Raw genomic sequence first — 14733 nt, forward strand, 5'->3', positions numbered from 1 at the left:
TAATAGTGATGAATATTGGAACATTCCTCATGTTCTTCCCCTTGGCATGTGTTGCCGGAGAGATGGAAAACCCCGGTCGGGACCGGATCAGGCCGGAAACGGCCGCTTCCATGAAAACGCTGTGCCGGGAAGTGACGGCGGCGGAAAAACAATCGTTCCAGAACCCCTCCTTTGATGGAACACGGTATAGCATTCCGGATGTTCCGCCGTATTGGGAGGCGGATTCCCGCTCCCTGGTTTCACGCAGCATGGGACGCAACGAGGCCAACAACCCCTGCTATACTGAAACCCGGAAAACGCTGAGTCCGGACGGATTGCTGCTGACCACCATCCGGATGCGGAAGGTAAGGGACTCCAGGCCGTTTTTGAAAAGGAAGTTCACCGGGCCGTTTCCCGTATCTTTTTGTGGATTCCCTGACGGATATCGTGGAAAAAAAGGAGGAGCGCCTCTATTTCATTTTTTGGGATGTGGACCTTTCCTCGGGGGAGCTGGTCCGGATTTACGTGCGGACCTATTTGCTGCACTCCCATCAACTGGTCTCGGAAGATATCCGGTATTCAAGCTCCCGGAAGTGTAAAGATGAATGAATGCCGGGGACAGGGGCCCCCGGCATTTGAGTATATAACGGCAGTGGATGCTCTTTAAGAGGCAGAGGCAAGGGGAAAAATCCCGCTGAAAGGCGTCTCTCTGCTTGTTGACTGGACGGCACGGCGGCAGGCATTTTTAAAGGAATTTTCCGGATGGAAATCCGTATTGCCAGAAGGGGGTAATGGCGGTAACATTCCGCCGCTATGAGTATTGAAAGTTTCGCAAATCAGCATGTGCTGGAGTTGGTGGCTTATCAGCCGGGCAAGCCGATTGAGGAGACGGCCCGGGAACTGGGCCTGGACCCTCATGACATTGTGAAACTGGCGTCCAATGAAAATCCGCTGGGCCCGTCCCCAAAGGCGGTGGAGGCCGTTGCCCGCGCGGCTGCCGGCGTTAATATTTATCCGGACGGCGCGGCTTTCCGGCTGCGTTCCGCCATTGCGGAGTTCTGCGGCGTGGAATTTGACCAGACCGTGGTGGGAACGGGCAGCAGCGAGGTGATTGAACTGATGTGCCATGCCCTGCTGAACCCCCAGGCGGAAGTGGTGGCCGCCAGGCACGCCTTTTCCATGTACCCGGTCATGAGCCAGTTGTTCGGTTCCACGTATGTGGAGGTGCCCAACAAGCCGGACTGGACGCATGACCTGAACGGCTTCCTGGACGCCGTCACGGACAGGACGCGCATCATTTTCATCACGAATCCCACCAACCCCGTGGGCACCGTCGTGACCCAGCAGGAGATTGACGAGTTCATGGACAAGGTGCCGGAACACGTGCTGGTGTGCTTTGATGAAGCGTACCGGGAGTTTTCAGACAACCCGCCGGACACGCTGAAGTTCGTGCGTGAGGGCCGCAACGTGATTGTGTTGCGCACCTTCTCCAAGGCTTACGGGCTGGCCGGGCTGCGCGTGGGCTACGGCGTAGCGCCGGAACACGTCACCGGCATGCTGCACAAGGCGCGCGCGCCGTTCAACCTGCATGTGCTGGCGCAGGAGGCCGCCCTGGCCGCCCTGGCGGACGCGGAGCACGTGCGCCGCACGGTGGAGAACAACGCCGCGGGCATGCGTTTTTATGAAGACGCCTTCAGGGAAATGGGCCTGGAATGGATTCCGAGCCAGGGCAATTTCATCCTGGTGAAGGTGGGGCAGGGCAGGAAGGTGTTCGACGACATGCTGGCCAGGGGCGTGATCGTCCGTGCGCAGGACGGCTACGGCCTGCCGGAGTGGATCCGCATCAGCATAGGCACTCCCGCGGAAAATGCCCGCTGCCTTGAAGTTTTAAGGGAAGTTCTTTAAACATTTTCAGCGTTCATCCTGTCTCACCTGTTATGATCTCCCCTGAACAGTACATTGACGGCCTTGAATGGCGCTACGCCTGCAAGAAATTTGACCCCCATGCCCGCATTGAGGAACCCACGTGGCACGCGCTGGCGGAAAGCCTGCGCCTCAGCCCGTCCTCCCTGGGCCTCCAGCTCTGGAAATTTGTGGTGGTGACCAACAAGGAATTGAAGGCGCGCCTGCGGGAAGTCTCCTGGAACCAGTCCCAGGTGGAGGACTGTTCCCATTACGTGGTGTTGTGCGCCCGCAGGACGGCTACCCAGCGGGACGTGGACCGCTACTTGGCCCAGATTGAGTTCACGCGCCACCCGTCTGCGGAAAAGCTGGCCTCCTCCGCTGATTTTTACACCGGATACGTAAAATCCCTGACTCCGGAAAAAATGCACACGTGGCTGGACTGCCAGGTGTACATCGCCGCGGGCTTCCTGCTCAGCGCGGCGGCCGCCCTGAGGGTGGACTCCTGCACCATCGGCGGCATGGACCGTGAAAAGTATGATGAAATCCTGGGGCTGGACGGCACGCCGTACCGCTCCGTGGTGAGCGTGGCCCTGGGCTACCGCGCACAGGATGATTCCTATGCCCGCGAGGCGAAGGTGCGCTTCCCCGCCAGTGAAGTGATTGACATCCGCGCCTGATCCTTTCCTCCTGCGGGAGCGGAACGGGCCGTCTTTCCGGGAGATGCCGCGCAGGCGGCATCTCCCTTTTTAATCCCTGCGCGTGAAGGAGCGCCGCTGGCCCATGCGGCAACCGTTCCCGAGCAGGCGGCCCCCCAGGGGCACGGGAAGGTTCATCTTCCACGGTTTGGAAAGAAGCCGCCGCCTGGGAGCGGAGGTTTGATTCCTTCATCTTTCAGATTCACTTACCCTACGGGCTTCAAGCTTCCGTCCAACCGGGCACGTCCGGTTTCCCGGCCTTCGCACCTAAAATCCCTGCCGGAGCAAAGCGGAGGGCATTCCTTCCTCCCCGGTTTCCGTCCGGTAGTTTGAGGGGCCGGGCGTCCCTTATTACATGGCGGTCCCATTAAAAAACATGGAAGAAGAACCTGCCGCCGCCATGGCCCGCACCTGCCGCGCCTCTTTCAAAATAGACATGGGGGAGCGCCTGTGCTATATGGAAGGGGCGGGTGTCCTTTTTTCCTGCTTCCGTGCAAGAAATGGAGGAAAGCCGCGTATTGTTTAGCACAACCCCGGACTTACCTTTTCCCCGGAACAAACCAACATAATGAAAAAGAACATATTCCTGATGCTTGCCGCCTTTGCGGCGTCTCCGCTGATGGGGCAGGATGCTCAGCAGATTGCGAATTCCCTTTCCATCCCTGAGGTGAAAGCGGGCGCAAAGCAGTTGCCGATGCCCAGCGCTTCCGGAGCCCAGATCAAGCTGCTGGGGGCCGATTACGAAGAGCTCATCAACAGCAAGGGGAAAATAGCTCCCGTCATTTCAGACACTCCGGTCAACGTCAGCTTCAAGGTGACCAAGGACGGCAAGGAAGCCGTCAGCAAGGATTATGAAATCATGCTCAAGGCCCCGAACGCCTCCCAGGGCAACCCGAAGCCCAGGATTATCCCGGAAATCCTGCAATGGAAGGGCGGCCAGGGTGAATACAAGCTGGGTAGCACGGTTACCGTAGCGTGCCCGGAAAAAGAGCTGGCGCAGATATTTGCGGCGGATATGGAAGACGTGCTCGGCCATAAGGTCAAGTTTGTGGCTCCCGGCGCCAAGGCGGATATTTCCTTTTCCGTGCTCAAGGGCGGCAGCCTGGGCAAGGAAGGGTACCGGCTCCAGGTGACCAGGGACGGCATCCGCATCGGCGCGGCCACTCCCACCGGCCTGTTCTGGGGCACGCGCACCCTGCTGCAAATGCTCCGCCAGACGCCCGGCAGCGTTCCCTGCGGCACGGCGGTGGACTTCCCCCGCTTCCAGTTGCGCGGCTTCATGCTGGATATTGCCCGCACGCCGTATCCCCTCAGCTACCTGAAGGACGTGATCCGCACCATGGCCTGGTACAAGATGAATGACCTGCACCTGGTCATCAACAACAACTTCATCTTCCAGGAGCACTATGTGGACAAGGGGCGCGACCCGTTCAAGGAGGCTTATACCGCCTTCCGCCTGGAATCCAACATGAAGGGCAAGGACGGCCAGCCCCTCACCGCCCGGGACCTTTCCTACACCAAGAAGGAATTTGCGGACCTGGTTGACTACGCGGCGCGCCGCGGCATCAGCATTGTGCCGGAGATTGACACTCCCGGACACGCGCTTTCCTTCACCCGGCTGAGGCCGGACCTCATTTACAAGGGGCCCATGAATCATGAAAAACGCCGCAACGAGATGCTGGACGCCGCCAACCCGGAGACCATCAATCTTGTGGGCAAGGTGTTTGACGAGTACCTGCTGAAGGACCCCAAGCTGGGCCGTCCGGTATTCGGCAGCAACGTGGTGCACGTGGGCGCGGATGAATTTTACGGCAACAAGGAGGACTACCGCCATTTTGCGGACGCCGTGCTGAAGCACGCCCTGAAACGCGGTTACACGCCCCGCATCTGGGGCAGCCTGAGCACCAAGCCCGGCAAAACCCCCGTGGTCAGCAAGGGCGTTCAGATGAACCTCTGGAACACCGGGTGGATGCACGCCTGGGAAGCCGTGAACCAGGGCTACGACGTCATCAATACCAATGACGGCGCCCTTTACGTGGTGCCTTACGCCAATTATTACCGCATGGACCGGAACCACAAGGGCCTGTATGAAAACTGGGTTCCCAACCGCATCGGCAGTGAAACCCTTCCCGCCGGCCATCCCCAGCTCATTGGCGCGGCCTTCGCCATCTGGAATGACATGACGGACATCATGCACTCCGGCTATGCCCCGTATGACATCTGGGGAATCGTCTCCGGCTCCATGGACGTGCTGGCGCAGAAGATGTGGGGGAAGGCCCAGGCTCCGGACTCCTTTGAACAGCACCGTGAACTGGTGAAGGCCATCGGAGACGCCCCGCGCACCAACCCCCTCCACAAGTGGAAGGACTCCAAGCCCTTCTCCGTGGTTCCCGGCAAGCTGCCCCAGCAGTTGAACCAGCCCGCGCTGGGCCCCAACTACCGCCTTGCCATGGAGCTTGAGCTTTCCGCCGCTCCGGAGGGAACGGAGCAGGTGCTCCTTTCCGGCCCGGAGGGCAAGCTGTTTGCCGTCATGAAAGACGGCACCATGGGCTTCCGCCGTGATGACTCCCTGGAATTCTCCTTCGGAACCAAGCTGCCCGTCGGCAGGAAGGTGAAGGTTGAGATTGTGGGTGAACCGGAGAAAACCAGCCTGCTCATTGACGGCCAGCCCGCGGGAACCATGACGCTCAAGAGCTTCCGCAACCCGGACGAAAACTTCGGACCCCGCACCCAGGGGGTGCGCTCCACCTTCGTGCTCCCGCTGAAGGAACTGGGCTCCTCCTTTCAGGGGAAGGTGATTAACATGACCGTGCAGCCGCAGTAACTGCCCCTCCGGGCAGTTGCGTGCACTATGGCCTTTACAGCGTCCCGCCGTCTCCGGATGGCGGGGCGCTCTTTGTTTCCGGGGCGGGCCTTGGGATGGCGCGTGTCACAGCATCCCCCTGTACCTCATGGGAAGGTAGCCGTTCTTCTCCAGGCTGGAGCGGCTGAAAACGTGCTCCCCGCATTTCCAGACGGGCAGGGGGCCTGCTTCACTGCCCATGAACCTGTCTTTTGCCGTTCCCACCCATTGGATGAACAGGAGCACATGGCGTCCCGGCGCAATCAGGATATCCCCCGTGCGGAGTTCCTCCCACGGCACGGGCCGGGAAAGGGCCGGAAGCTCCCGCGTGGAAAAGGGCCTGTCCAGGCGCCAGCAGCGGGAGACGAAGCCGGAGCAGTCCACCCCGGCGGCAAAGCGGCTGACGGCCGCATCCCCCGCCGCCTGTTTTTCCGCCGTTCCCATGTCTCCGGCGGCGGCAGGGGCGCCTCCGCTGGCGGCGTCCGCCTTCAACCGTGCGGCAAACTGGCGCGGGGTGTCAAAGCCGCCCCATTTGTACGGCATGCCCGTGGAACGCTTGCCGGGGCGCCACCACGCGCCGGCATGGCCGCCGGGAGCGTCCGCGTCCGGCGTGTCAATGCGGATGCCGTCCGGGTCCTCTCCATGGCGGACGTTCCGGGAGGAACCCTTCCAGACCATGGCGGTGTAAGCCCTGCTGGTTTCAAGGGCTTCACGGCGGGTGACGGAGGAGGCCGGAGGCAATATCTCCGGCACGCCGGGGGAGCAGGCCCCCAGGCAGACGGAAAAGGTGAGCAGCGTCAGGGCGTTGGTCATGGCCTGCATGTGTAGCCCCTTCCCGCCGTGGAGGCAAGGATGATTGCGGGGATTGGCTTTTTTACCTGGAAACGGTCTGGGAGCTTGACTACGGGGCGGAATGTGGGAAAAAGAAACAGACTGAGGCGGAAAGGGATGGAAAAGGGTTCCGTTCCCCTCCCGCTTCCTCATCGCCTTGAATTTTTATGGACGAAGAACAACAAATAATGCCGGAACCGGTTCAGGAGCCTGCTCCTGAAAAAAAGCCTGATACCACCCAGGCAATTATTACGGGCGTTTCCCCGCTGGTGTCTCTCCTTTTTGGATCATCCGTAGGCGTCAACATCATTGCCCCGCTGGTCTGCTGGCTGATCTGGAAGAATGAAAACCCCCTGGTGGACCGTCTGGGCAAGAATGTTCTGAACGCCCAGATTTCCTGGACCATTTATACGTTTGTTTGCATCCTCCTGTGCACGGTGCTGATTGGCATTCCTCTGCTGATTATCGTGGTGATCGCCTGGCTCGTCCTGTCCATCATCAATGCCGTCAAGGTGGCTAACGGGGACTACGATTACGTGATGCCCCTCACGATCAAGTTCCTGAAATAACGGGCGCTTCCTGTTTTTAATAACATGGAAAAGCCGCCGGCGTTTTTTGCCGGCGGCTTTTTTTGTGCAGAGGGGTTCCGTCCCGGCGCGGTTCAGATGGGCAGTTCCTTCTCACTGCCGCCGTACATGAAGGAGTGCAGCAGGCGCGTGACCTGGTTCTGTTCCGCCCGCAGTTGGGCGGCGGGGCGCAGGGCGGCATACGTCAGGCTGTCATGCCCGGTGAATTCCCGCATGTTGAAGCCCTGGAAGCTGGTCATGGGTTCGCTGTCATGGAAAAGCTTGCCTCTTCTGAGCAGCTCGTCAAAAACATGCTCCGCCTCCCGCGTGCGCGTCAGCGCGTTTTCCGGATGGGGCACGCGGATGACCAGCGCGCCGCCGTCCCCGCGGAAGTTGATGCCCGCGCCCGCCATCACGTCCGCGGAAGGCTGGCTGGTGACGCTGCCCAGCAGCAGCACCCCGTCGTCAACCAGGTGGATGCGGCTGGCATGGGCCTCCTCCTTCACGTGCAGCACGCCGCCGTAAATGTGGGTGGAGACGTTCCCGGAAAACTTACGGATGCGCATCAGGCCGTGCCTGATGATGAGTTCCGAGTTCTCGGCGGGCAGGTCCACTTCAGAGGCGAACAGCCAGCCGTCCGTCATCACGATCCTGCCTTCGTGCTCCCGGGAGCCCAGGATGCGCCCCTGTCCCATCAGCAGGCGCCCCCCGTTGATCTCCAGGCTGCCCTTGGCCTTGCTGCCCAGAAACACGGTCATGTGGTCCGGCAGGTTGCCCAGGAGGGTCAGGGTGCCTCCGTTCCGGATGACCAGGTGCGCCGTGCCGTGCCCGTGGTCCGGCTGGTTGGGGCCTCCCACGTAAACGGGAGCGTTGATGATGTAAAGATTTCCGCCGGAATCAACGGTGAGGGAATCCTGAATGTCTGTCTGGCCCTGCACCACGTCATTGCTGATGGTGACCGGGCACATGTAGGAGACACGGTTCATGGATGAGGCTGAAAGCGGCATCATCCCTGTTAGAATGAATGGGTTGATATTGCTCATGGCGTTGGTCCTATAGCTGGGTTGGCGTTCGCGGCGCGGTGGATGCGCGCCAATGATATTAGACCGTCCGGGAGGGAGAAATGTTCGGGTAAATTTACCTTATTTTCTTCCGGACGGGGGAAACGCAGTTTTCCGCATGGCGGACTACTCCCACTCCACGCGGGTCAGCTCCAGCTCCCGCCCGCGCAGGATGGCCAGGGCGGGGTCCCCGCAGCCGGGGCAGATGTAGCCGTGCTCCGTGAAGAAAAAATCCGCGCGGCACGCGTCGCAATGGCACAGGGCCTCCACCCAGGTGACGTCCAGGGCGGCGTCCCGCGCCGCATAAGCGTCTCTCAGGGCCAGGAAGGCGGATTGGAGGGCCTCCGGAACCACGCCGCTCAGGCTGCCTACGGTCATGTGCACGCGCATCAGCCGGGTTCCCCCGTTCTTTTCCATGAGCTGCCGGGCCATGTCCAGCGCCTCTTCCATGATGCCTACTTCATGCATGGGCGTCTTTCCGCGCCTCCTGTTCCGCCAGCACACGGGAAATGAGGGTTTCCACCAGTTCCAGCGCCTGCGGCACGGCTCCCCGCACCTCTGCGGACATGGGCCGGCAGAAGTCCGTGTGCCCCGCCTCCACCCCCACCAGCGTGATGGCGCGCGGCAGGGTGCCGCACAGCTGGGCTGCGCCCAGAACCTCCTTCATGCCTATCTGGTGGGGAGAAATGACGTGGGAAAAATGGCGCGGGATTTCATCCCTGCTGCGGGTGACCACGCTCCCCGGCGCGGCGCCCGTCTTCACGGCGTCCAGCAGGATGACCGTGTCCGCGTCCTCCAGCAGGGGCAGCAGGGTCATGCCCAGCGTTCCGCCTTCCTCCACATGGACCAGCGGGCCGTAATCCCGCTCCTGGAGGCAGTGCGCCAGCTCCACGCCTATGCCGTCATCCCCCATGAGCGGATTGCCCACGCCCAGCACGAGTACGGGATAGGCGTTCCCCTTCACGGGGCAGCCCCGGAGTTCTTCCGTATATTCCTCAAATTCCATGAAAAGTGTGGGGAAAAGTAGTTATTCATCCCGGAATTTGACGCCCTTGCGCAGCCAGCGCCCTCCGCTGAACATGGAGGAGATGGTGCCGTCCCGGTCTACGTTCCCGGAGAGGATGGAGAGGTACACGTGGATCATGGCGAAGATGATGAAGCACCACATGCCGATCAGGTGCACCAGGCGCACGTACGGAATGCCTATCAGGTCATTCAGGGGCATGAACAGGTGGTAAAACCAGTGGCGCGGCTCATACAGGGCATACAGGGCCAGCCCGGTCACCACCATGGTGGTGAACAGGACGTAAACGCCCGTGTACGTCCACTGCTGGAGGGGATTGTGGCCGATGTACCGGGGGGCCAGGGCGCTCCGGGCGCACACATAGTCCCACGCCGTGGCGAACAGGTCCTTCCACTGCTGTCTGGAAACGGGGAAAAGGGCGCGGAAGCTCTGGTACTTGTTGGACGCCATGAAGAAGCAGGAAAAGCGGAGCATCATCACCACCACCAGGGTCCACCCCAGCGCGTAGTGCACGAAGCGGAGCGTGCCGAACTGGAAGGCCCCGTGCAGGTCCCCCATCTTCAGGAACCACCCTTCCGCAATGCAGATGCCGGTGGCCGCCAGGCCGATGATGCAGAACACCCACGTCCAGTGCAGCACGCGCAGCGGCCAGTCCCACACGTGGAAGTAGCGGAAGTTCGCCTTGGCCTTGGACAGGCTGCGGACGTCCCGCATGGCGTGCATGGGCACCACGCCCAGCAGTTGCCACGGGGCGCCGGGGCGGTGCACGGCGACGGCCACAGGTTCAAAGCCGGAGGAGGAGTACTCCTCAAAGGCCTTCCTGATGTTCTCCCTTTCCTGGTGGCCCGCTTCACACAGCTTTTCCAGCGCCCTCAGGCTGCCGCGCGCCACCATGAAGGGGGCGGCGTCCTCCCTGTCCGCGGCTTTCAGCATGACCGTGCTGTACGGCCTTTCCCGGGAGGGGGCCTGCCAGGAATCCTTCTGCTGGGCGTACGGGAGCGCCACGTTCCGCTCCTTGGCGGCGTGGAGCAGGGCCAGGTCCCCGGGGTCCGCGCTGCCGTCCGGAGAGGCGCACACGGCCAGGGCCAGCACCTCCTGCGGCGTGTTGGCCGGAGTGGCCGGAATGGCGTCCTCCACCGCCAGGGTGAGGTCATTGTCTATGAGAATCGTTTTCACGGGTCCTGTCTGGTCAGAATGGCCTCCCCTTCCTCGTCAAACAAATGGACGGCGCAGGATTGGCACGGATCATAGCTGTGAACGGTGCGCAGGGGCTCCACCGGGCGGGTGGGGTCCACCAGCGGGTGTTTTCCGGTATGGGCCAGGGAATACTCGTACGGCCCCATCTGCCCCTCCGCGTCGCGGCCGGAGCTGTTCCAGGTGCTGGGAACCACGGCCTGGTAATTCACCGTCTGGCCGTTCTCAATCCGCACCCAGTGGCTCAGGCTGCCGCGGGGCGCCTCCACCCAGCCCACGCCCTTGCAGGAGGAGGGCCAGGTTTCCGGCTCCCATTTTTCCGGGTTGAAGGTGGCGGTCTCCCCGTTCTTGATGCGGTCCGTCATTTCCTGGAGCTGGTTTACCATCATGTCCACGTTGATCAGGGCGTCCAGGGAGCGGCCGTACACGCGGCCCAGCGTGGAGTTCAGGAAGGCGTTGTCACGGGGGATGCCCAGCTTGTCGCAGGCGGCGTCCACCCGTTCCACGATGGCGGGCACCCCCTGGGCATAACCGATCATCATGCGGGCATTCGGGCCCACGGCCATCGCGTGGCCGTCATAGCGCGGGGCCTTCACCCAGGTGTACTGCGGGTGGTCGGAGAGCCACTTGTAGGGCGGCCGGGGGCCGTTGTAGTCCGCGTTCGTCTCCCCGTCATACGGGGCCAGGCCCGCATCCCTCCCTTCCGTGTACTTGTACCAGGCGCTGGTGACGAATTCCTTGATCTTGTCCTGGTCAAACGGGAGCACGTTTTTATAGTCCCCGTTCAGCAGTACGCCGGGCTTGATCATTCCCTTGCCGGCGGGGGCCCCGGTGTTGATCTCGGACGGGTCCCCGGTGCAGAAAAAGTTGGGGTTGGACGCGCCGATGTGGGCGTAATCCTTGTAAAATCCGGCAATGGCCACGATGTCCGGGTAATATACCTTGTGGATGAAGTCATGGCAGGTCTGCACGAGCTGTTTCAGGTAGCTCAGGGCAAACTGGTTGATGGCCTGGTCATTGTTCATGTTAATGGCGCAGGCCATGCCGCCCACCAGGAAGTTCGGGTGCGGATTCTTGCCGCCCAGGATGGTGTGGATTTTGATCATGTCCCGCTGCCAGACCAGGGCCTGGAGGTAATGCGCCACGCCCAGCAGGTTCACCTCCGGCGGCAGCTTGTAGGCCGGGTGGCCCCAGTAGCCGTTCGTGAAAATGGAGTACTGCCCGTGGGCGATGGAATCCTTCAGCTTCTGCTGCACGCCAGCAAAATACGAGGCGGAGGACAGGGGCCAGTCTGAAAGGGACTTGGCGATGGCGGCGGTCTCCTTGGGGTCCGCCTTCAAGGCGGACATCACGTCCACCCAGTCCATGGCCTGAAGCTGGTAAAAGTGGATGACGTGGTCCTGGATGCCCAGGGCGCCGCTGACCAGGTCCCGCATGAGGCGCGCCTGGACGGGAACGGGGTATTGCAGGGCGTCCTCCACGGCGGCCAGGGCCGCGATGGCGTGCGTGCCCGTGCAGACGCCGCAGATGCGTTCCACAAAGGCCCATACGTCCCGCGGGTCCCGCTTGCAGGCGATCACCTCAATGCCGCGGTACTGCGTGGTGGAAGTCCAGGCGTTCTTGATCACGCCGTCTCCGGCCTCCATTTCCACGCGCAGGTGGCCTTCAATGCGCGTCACGGGGTCAATGACCACGCGGCTGGATTCCGGAACGTCCGCTGATGTGTAATTGCTCATGGTAATCTGGTGGTGGTAAAGGCTTCTGTTTATTCTTCCGTTTCCTTGTCCGGGGAGCCGGGCGCGTCACCGAAGGCGGGGAGGGATACGTTCGCCTCCTCCTTCATGTGCTGCCGCTTGTAATGGATGGCGGAGCCCACGGCATGGGCGGCGATGGCCGCGCCCGCGCCCGCTACGCCCACCGCGCCGATCACGTTGGCGGAGGCCTCCACGCCGAAGCCGTTCACGTTCGGCAGCGTCTTGTAAAAGGGAGTCATGCGGTCAAAGAAGTACAGCTCCGTACAGCCGATGCAGGGGTGGCCGGACTGGATGGGGAAGCTGACGCCCCCGTTCCACTTCACGATGGGGCAGGGGGAGAACGTATCCGGTCCCTTGCAGCCCACCTTGTACAGGCAGAAGCATTCCCGCGCGTTCTCGTCGTCAAACACGTTGACGAACTGGCCGGCGTCAAAGTGGGCGCGGCGCGGGCAGTTGTTATGGATGCGGGTGCCGTACGCCATCAGCGGGCGCGTTTCCAGGTCGCACTCCGGAGCGCGGTCAAAGGTGAGGATGTACATGATGACGGCGGTAATCACGTCCCCGATGGGCGGGCAGCCCGGCACGTTGATGACCGTGCGGTCCGTCAGGATGTCCCGGATGCCCACGGCCCCGGTGGGGTTGGGGCGGGCGGCCTGGATGGAGCCGAAGTACGCGCAGGAGCCCACCGCCAGGATGTAGGAGGCATTCTCCGCGCAGTGGCGCAGCATGTGCTCCACCGTATCCCCGGCCACGGTGCAGTACACCCCGCCGTCATTGAGCGGAACGGAACCGTTGATGACCAGGATATGGGGTTCCTTGATCGCCTCTTCCAGGGCGGCGTTGGCCGCGTCCCCGGAGGGAGCCATCAGAAGCTCCACGTAAGGCATGGAGACGGCGGAAAGCACCATGTCCCCGATCTCCTCATTATAACTGCGGATGGTGCTTTCCAGGCACCCGGTGCACTCCTGGAGCTGGAGCCAGATGACCACCGGGCGTTTCAGGGCGGCCATCTTGTCCGCAATCTCCTGGGCGTTGGAAACGCCTCCGGTCACGGTGGCGACGCCCATCAGGGCAATCATCTTCAGGCACCACTTGTTGAACTCACGCCGACTGACGCCGCGCCGCTCCATGTGTTCCCCCAGGGTCTCCCCCGGGCGCCAGGTGGTTAATATCTCATGGTTCAGGGAGGCCTGCTCCGCCTCCTGCATGGAAGGTTGCTGAGTGCGCTTCATGTGCGTGGTCCAAGTAAATCGTTTCCATTTAGACACGATTTTAAGGAAATGCGATCAATATTTTCCAATTTCTCCGGGCGCCCGTTACCAGGACCAGACGTTCTGGACCTGGAACACCACGGCCGTCTGGCCCCTGCGGCCGTTCACGGGATTCTTGACGAGCTGAATATCAGGCTGGAGCGTCATGGTGGGCGTGACCTGCGCCACGTACGTCAGTTCAATGCCGTATTCATTCTTGTTCACGTACGGGCCGTTCTTTTTGGCGCCCTGCTGCCAGAGGAAGCCCAGGCCCAGGTACCCGTCATTGGAAGCTCCCTTGCCCCGGAAGGGGGAGAGAAGAACCAGCCCGGTGGTGGCTGCCACGCGCACGCCGGTCAGCGTGGCGGCGTCATCACTGGCCCAGCCGCCGCGGAAGAACCAGCCCAGGTGGCTGGCGCGGCCCAGCTGCTGCTGGAAGTTCACGGCCACGCCGCCGCCGTTGTCCCCGCCGCTGGTGGTGAAGAAGGGCTGGAGGCGGTACACGCCGGAACCCATGCCGCAGAAGTCCTCCGCCACGTAGCCGAATTCAAGCACGTTCGTCCAGTTGTCCGAGTTCAGGTTCCTGAACGGATTGTGGTTCTGGGTCATGTTGTTGGCGGCGGTGGCCCCCATCACATAAAAGGAGGTGGTAGGCTGCCACGCGAAATGGAACCCCAGGGAATTATCCGTCAGAGGGAGCATGGGATTGTTGCCGAAAACGCTGTTGGTCAAGTTATTGTTGTGGGAGTTGGCGTAGGCGTTGTGGTCCATGTAGTTGGTGGTGTCCAGCTGGCCCGCCATCAGCAGGAGCTTGCCGCCCGCGCCCACCCACGCCAGGCTCAGGTTGCTGAGGTGGGGGTCCGGCCCCTGGAAGGAGCTGGTGGGGTTCTGGAGGGAGCCCAGCGTGGTGGCGGGGCCCTTGTTCCCTTCATTGAAGTCAAAGCCGTTGCCGAAGTCGAACTCGGAGGCCAGGTACAGGCCGCTGCCCGTGGAATTGTTGCGGAAAATGGTGATGTTGGTCAGCAGGGAGCCGTTGTAGGAGGGGAAATCCGTCTTCCCCTCCAGGCCGCCGCCCGTCAGGCCCGTGTAGTTGAAGCCGAACTGGGCGGAATAGGTGATGCCGTATCTGGACAGGGCGGTCTTGATCTTTTGCGCCCCGGTGGAAATCATGTCTTCACGGATCCAGGCGTTCGGTTCCGCGCAGGTATTGCCGAAGACGTAGGAACTGTCCAGGTACGGCATCATCTTGAGCGGCTTGGCCGCAAACCATTCAATGCCGGGTGTGGAGGGCCTGGCCTCATGCTGGAGCAGTACGCTGGGCTTGGTGGGAACGCCGGGCGTCCTCTTGGTGATTTGTTCTTCCGGGCGCATGCCCTTCAACAGGCTTGGGCTTATTTCCCGGCCTTCCAGCGTTTTCACGCGCAGGCCGCGTTCCGTGTTCAGATAGGGAGGAGTGGTCGTGACCGGAGGGGCCTGCTGGGCCAGGACGGGATCGCAGGAGGTGACGACGGCAGCGGCGCACAAGGTGGGGAGCATGACATGTTTCATATAGACAATCAGACAAGGCGGCGCCCGGAAGTGTCATAACTCAATTGAAAAGCTGACACGAATACCTGTTTTTTACCGTCTTTC

General features: G+C 61.7%; 13 protein-coding genes. 5 read left to right on the forward strand and 8 right to left on the reverse strand.

Annotated elements, in window-relative coordinates:
* Window positions 1–8 precede the first annotated feature (8 nt).
* From HHJ06_RS06270 to HHJ06_RS06285, 4 genes are all read left to right on the forward strand, one after another.
* On the forward strand, window positions 9–578 hold the full coding sequence (locus tag HHJ06_RS06270) for a hypothetical protein (protein WP_215428498.1): 570 nt from the start codon (window positions 9–11) through the stop codon (window positions 576–578).
* 214 nt (window positions 579–792) lie between these two features.
* Window positions 793–1884 carry a histidinol-phosphate transaminase gene (gene hisC / locus HHJ06_RS06275; protein ID WP_215428499.1) on the forward strand — a complete coding sequence of 364 codons (1092 nt, stop codon included), beginning with the start codon at window positions 793–795 and terminating at the stop codon, window positions 1882–1884.
* A gap of 32 nt (window positions 1885–1916) precedes the next feature.
* Window positions 1917–2561: an NAD(P)H-dependent oxidoreductase gene (locus tag HHJ06_RS06280; RefSeq protein ID WP_215428500.1), complete on the forward strand. Its 645-nt coding sequence runs from the start codon at window positions 1917–1919 to the stop codon at window positions 2559–2561.
* Between the two features lie 586 nt (window positions 2562–3147).
* The gene (locus tag HHJ06_RS06285) at window positions 3148–5403 is read left to right on the forward strand and encodes a beta-hexosaminidase (protein ID WP_215428501.1); all 2256 of its coding nucleotides are present in this window, start codon (window positions 3148–3150) and stop codon (window positions 5401–5403) included.
* Between the two features lie 105 nt (window positions 5404–5508).
* On the opposite strand, the gene HHJ06_RS06290 is transcribed toward HHJ06_RS06285, so the two are convergent.
* The gene (locus HHJ06_RS06290) at window positions 5509–6234 is read right to left on the reverse strand and encodes a hypothetical protein (RefSeq protein ID WP_215428502.1); all 726 of its coding nucleotides are present in this window, start codon (window positions 6232–6234) and stop codon (window positions 5509–5511) included.
* 206 nt (window positions 6235–6440) lie between these two features.
* On the opposite strand from HHJ06_RS06290, the gene HHJ06_RS06295 reads away from it, so the two are divergent.
* The gene (locus HHJ06_RS06295; RefSeq protein WP_215428503.1) at window positions 6441–6821 is read left to right on the forward strand and encodes a DUF4870 domain-containing protein; all 381 of its coding nucleotides are present in this window, start codon (window positions 6441–6443) and stop codon (window positions 6819–6821) included.
* Between the two features lie 92 nt (window positions 6822–6913).
* Here the strand turns inward: HHJ06_RS06295 and HHJ06_RS06300 are convergent, their stop codons facing one another.
* From HHJ06_RS06300 to HHJ06_RS06330, 7 genes are all read right to left on the reverse strand, one after another.
* Entirely contained in the window at window positions 6914–7804 is an 891-nt protein-coding gene (locus HHJ06_RS06300; RefSeq protein ID WP_215428504.1) for a hypothetical protein, read from the reverse strand.
* Between the two features lie 201 nt (window positions 7805–8005).
* Entirely contained in the window at window positions 8006–8347 is a 342-nt protein-coding gene (locus HHJ06_RS06305) for a hydrogenase maturation nickel metallochaperone HypA (RefSeq protein ID WP_215428505.1), read from the reverse strand.
* On the reverse strand, window positions 8340–8885 hold the full coding sequence (locus HHJ06_RS06310; protein WP_215428506.1) for a HyaD/HybD family hydrogenase maturation endopeptidase: 546 nt from the start codon (window positions 8883–8885) through the stop codon (window positions 8340–8342). Before HHJ06_RS06310 ends, HHJ06_RS06305 begins: the two co-directional genes overlap by 8 nt.
* A gap of 21 nt (window positions 8886–8906) precedes the next feature.
* Window positions 8907–10079, reverse strand: a complete 1173-nt coding sequence (locus tag HHJ06_RS11925; RefSeq protein WP_215428507.1) for a cytochrome b/b6 domain-containing protein — start codon at window positions 10077–10079, stop codon at window positions 8907–8909.
* On the reverse strand, window positions 10076–11833 hold the full coding sequence (locus HHJ06_RS06320; RefSeq protein WP_215428508.1) for a nickel-dependent hydrogenase large subunit: 1758 nt from the start codon (window positions 11831–11833) through the stop codon (window positions 10076–10078). The genes HHJ06_RS11925 and HHJ06_RS06320 overlap by 4 nt, the downstream gene beginning before the upstream one ends.
* A gap of 29 nt (window positions 11834–11862) precedes the next feature.
* Entirely contained in the window at window positions 11863–13083 is a 1221-nt protein-coding gene (locus tag HHJ06_RS06325) for a hydrogenase small subunit (protein ID WP_251841442.1), read from the reverse strand.
* A gap of 84 nt (window positions 13084–13167) precedes the next feature.
* Entirely contained in the window at window positions 13168–14637 is a 1470-nt protein-coding gene (locus tag HHJ06_RS06330; protein ID WP_215428509.1) for a carbohydrate porin, read from the reverse strand.
* Between the last annotated feature and the right edge of the window lie 96 nt (window positions 14638–14733).

Origin of the sequence: Akkermansia muciniphila, from assembly GCF_018709685.1 — a bacterium.
Taxonomy (GTDB): domain Bacteria; phylum Verrucomicrobiota; class Verrucomicrobiia; order Verrucomicrobiales; family Akkermansiaceae; genus Akkermansia; species Akkermansia muciniphila_E.

What these genes read in the sequence shown, in the direction of transcription:
- HHJ06_RS06285 (WP_215428501.1), top strand. Translation starts at nt 3,148, where the DNA reads ATGAAAAAGAACATATTCCTGATGCTTGCCGCCTTTGCGGCGTCTCCG.
- HHJ06_RS06280 (WP_215428500.1), top strand. Translation starts at nt 1,917, where the DNA reads ATGATCTCCCCTGAACAGTACATTGACGGCCTTGAATGGCGCTACGCC.
- HHJ06_RS06300 (WP_215428504.1), bottom strand. Translation starts at nt 7,804, where the DNA reads ATGAACCGTGTCTCCTACATGTGCCCGGTCACCATCAGCAATGACGTG.
- hisC (WP_215428499.1), top strand. Translation starts at nt 793, where the DNA reads ATGAGTATTGAAAGTTTCGCAAATCAGCATGTGCTGGAGTTGGTGGCT.
- HHJ06_RS06295 (WP_215428503.1), top strand. Translation starts at nt 6,441, where the DNA reads ATGCCGGAACCGGTTCAGGAGCCTGCTCCTGAAAAAAAGCCTGATACC.
- HHJ06_RS06320 (WP_215428508.1), bottom strand. Translation starts at nt 11,833, where the DNA reads ATGAGCAATTACACATCAGCGGACGTTCCGGAATCCAGCCGCGTGGTC.
- HHJ06_RS06310 (WP_215428506.1), bottom strand. Translation starts at nt 8,885, where the DNA reads ATGGAATTTGAGGAATATACGGAAGAACTCCGGGGCTGCCCCGTGAAG.
- HHJ06_RS06270 (WP_215428498.1), top strand. Translation starts at nt 9, where the DNA reads ATGAATATTGGAACATTCCTCATGTTCTTCCCCTTGGCATGTGTTGCC.
- HHJ06_RS06305 (WP_215428505.1), bottom strand. Translation starts at nt 8,347, where the DNA reads ATGCATGAAGTAGGCATCATGGAAGAGGCGCTGGACATGGCCCGGCAG.
- HHJ06_RS06290 (WP_215428502.1), bottom strand. Translation starts at nt 6,234, where the DNA reads ATGACCAACGCCCTGACGCTGCTCACCTTTTCCGTCTGCCTGGGGGCC.
- HHJ06_RS06330 (WP_215428509.1), bottom strand. Translation starts at nt 14,637, where the DNA reads ATGCTCCCCACCTTGTGCGCCGCTGCCGTCGTCACCTCCTGCGATCCC.
- HHJ06_RS06325 (WP_251841442.1), bottom strand. Translation starts at nt 13,083, where the DNA reads ATGAAGCGCACTCAGCAACCTTCCATGCAGGAGGCGGAGCAGGCCTCC.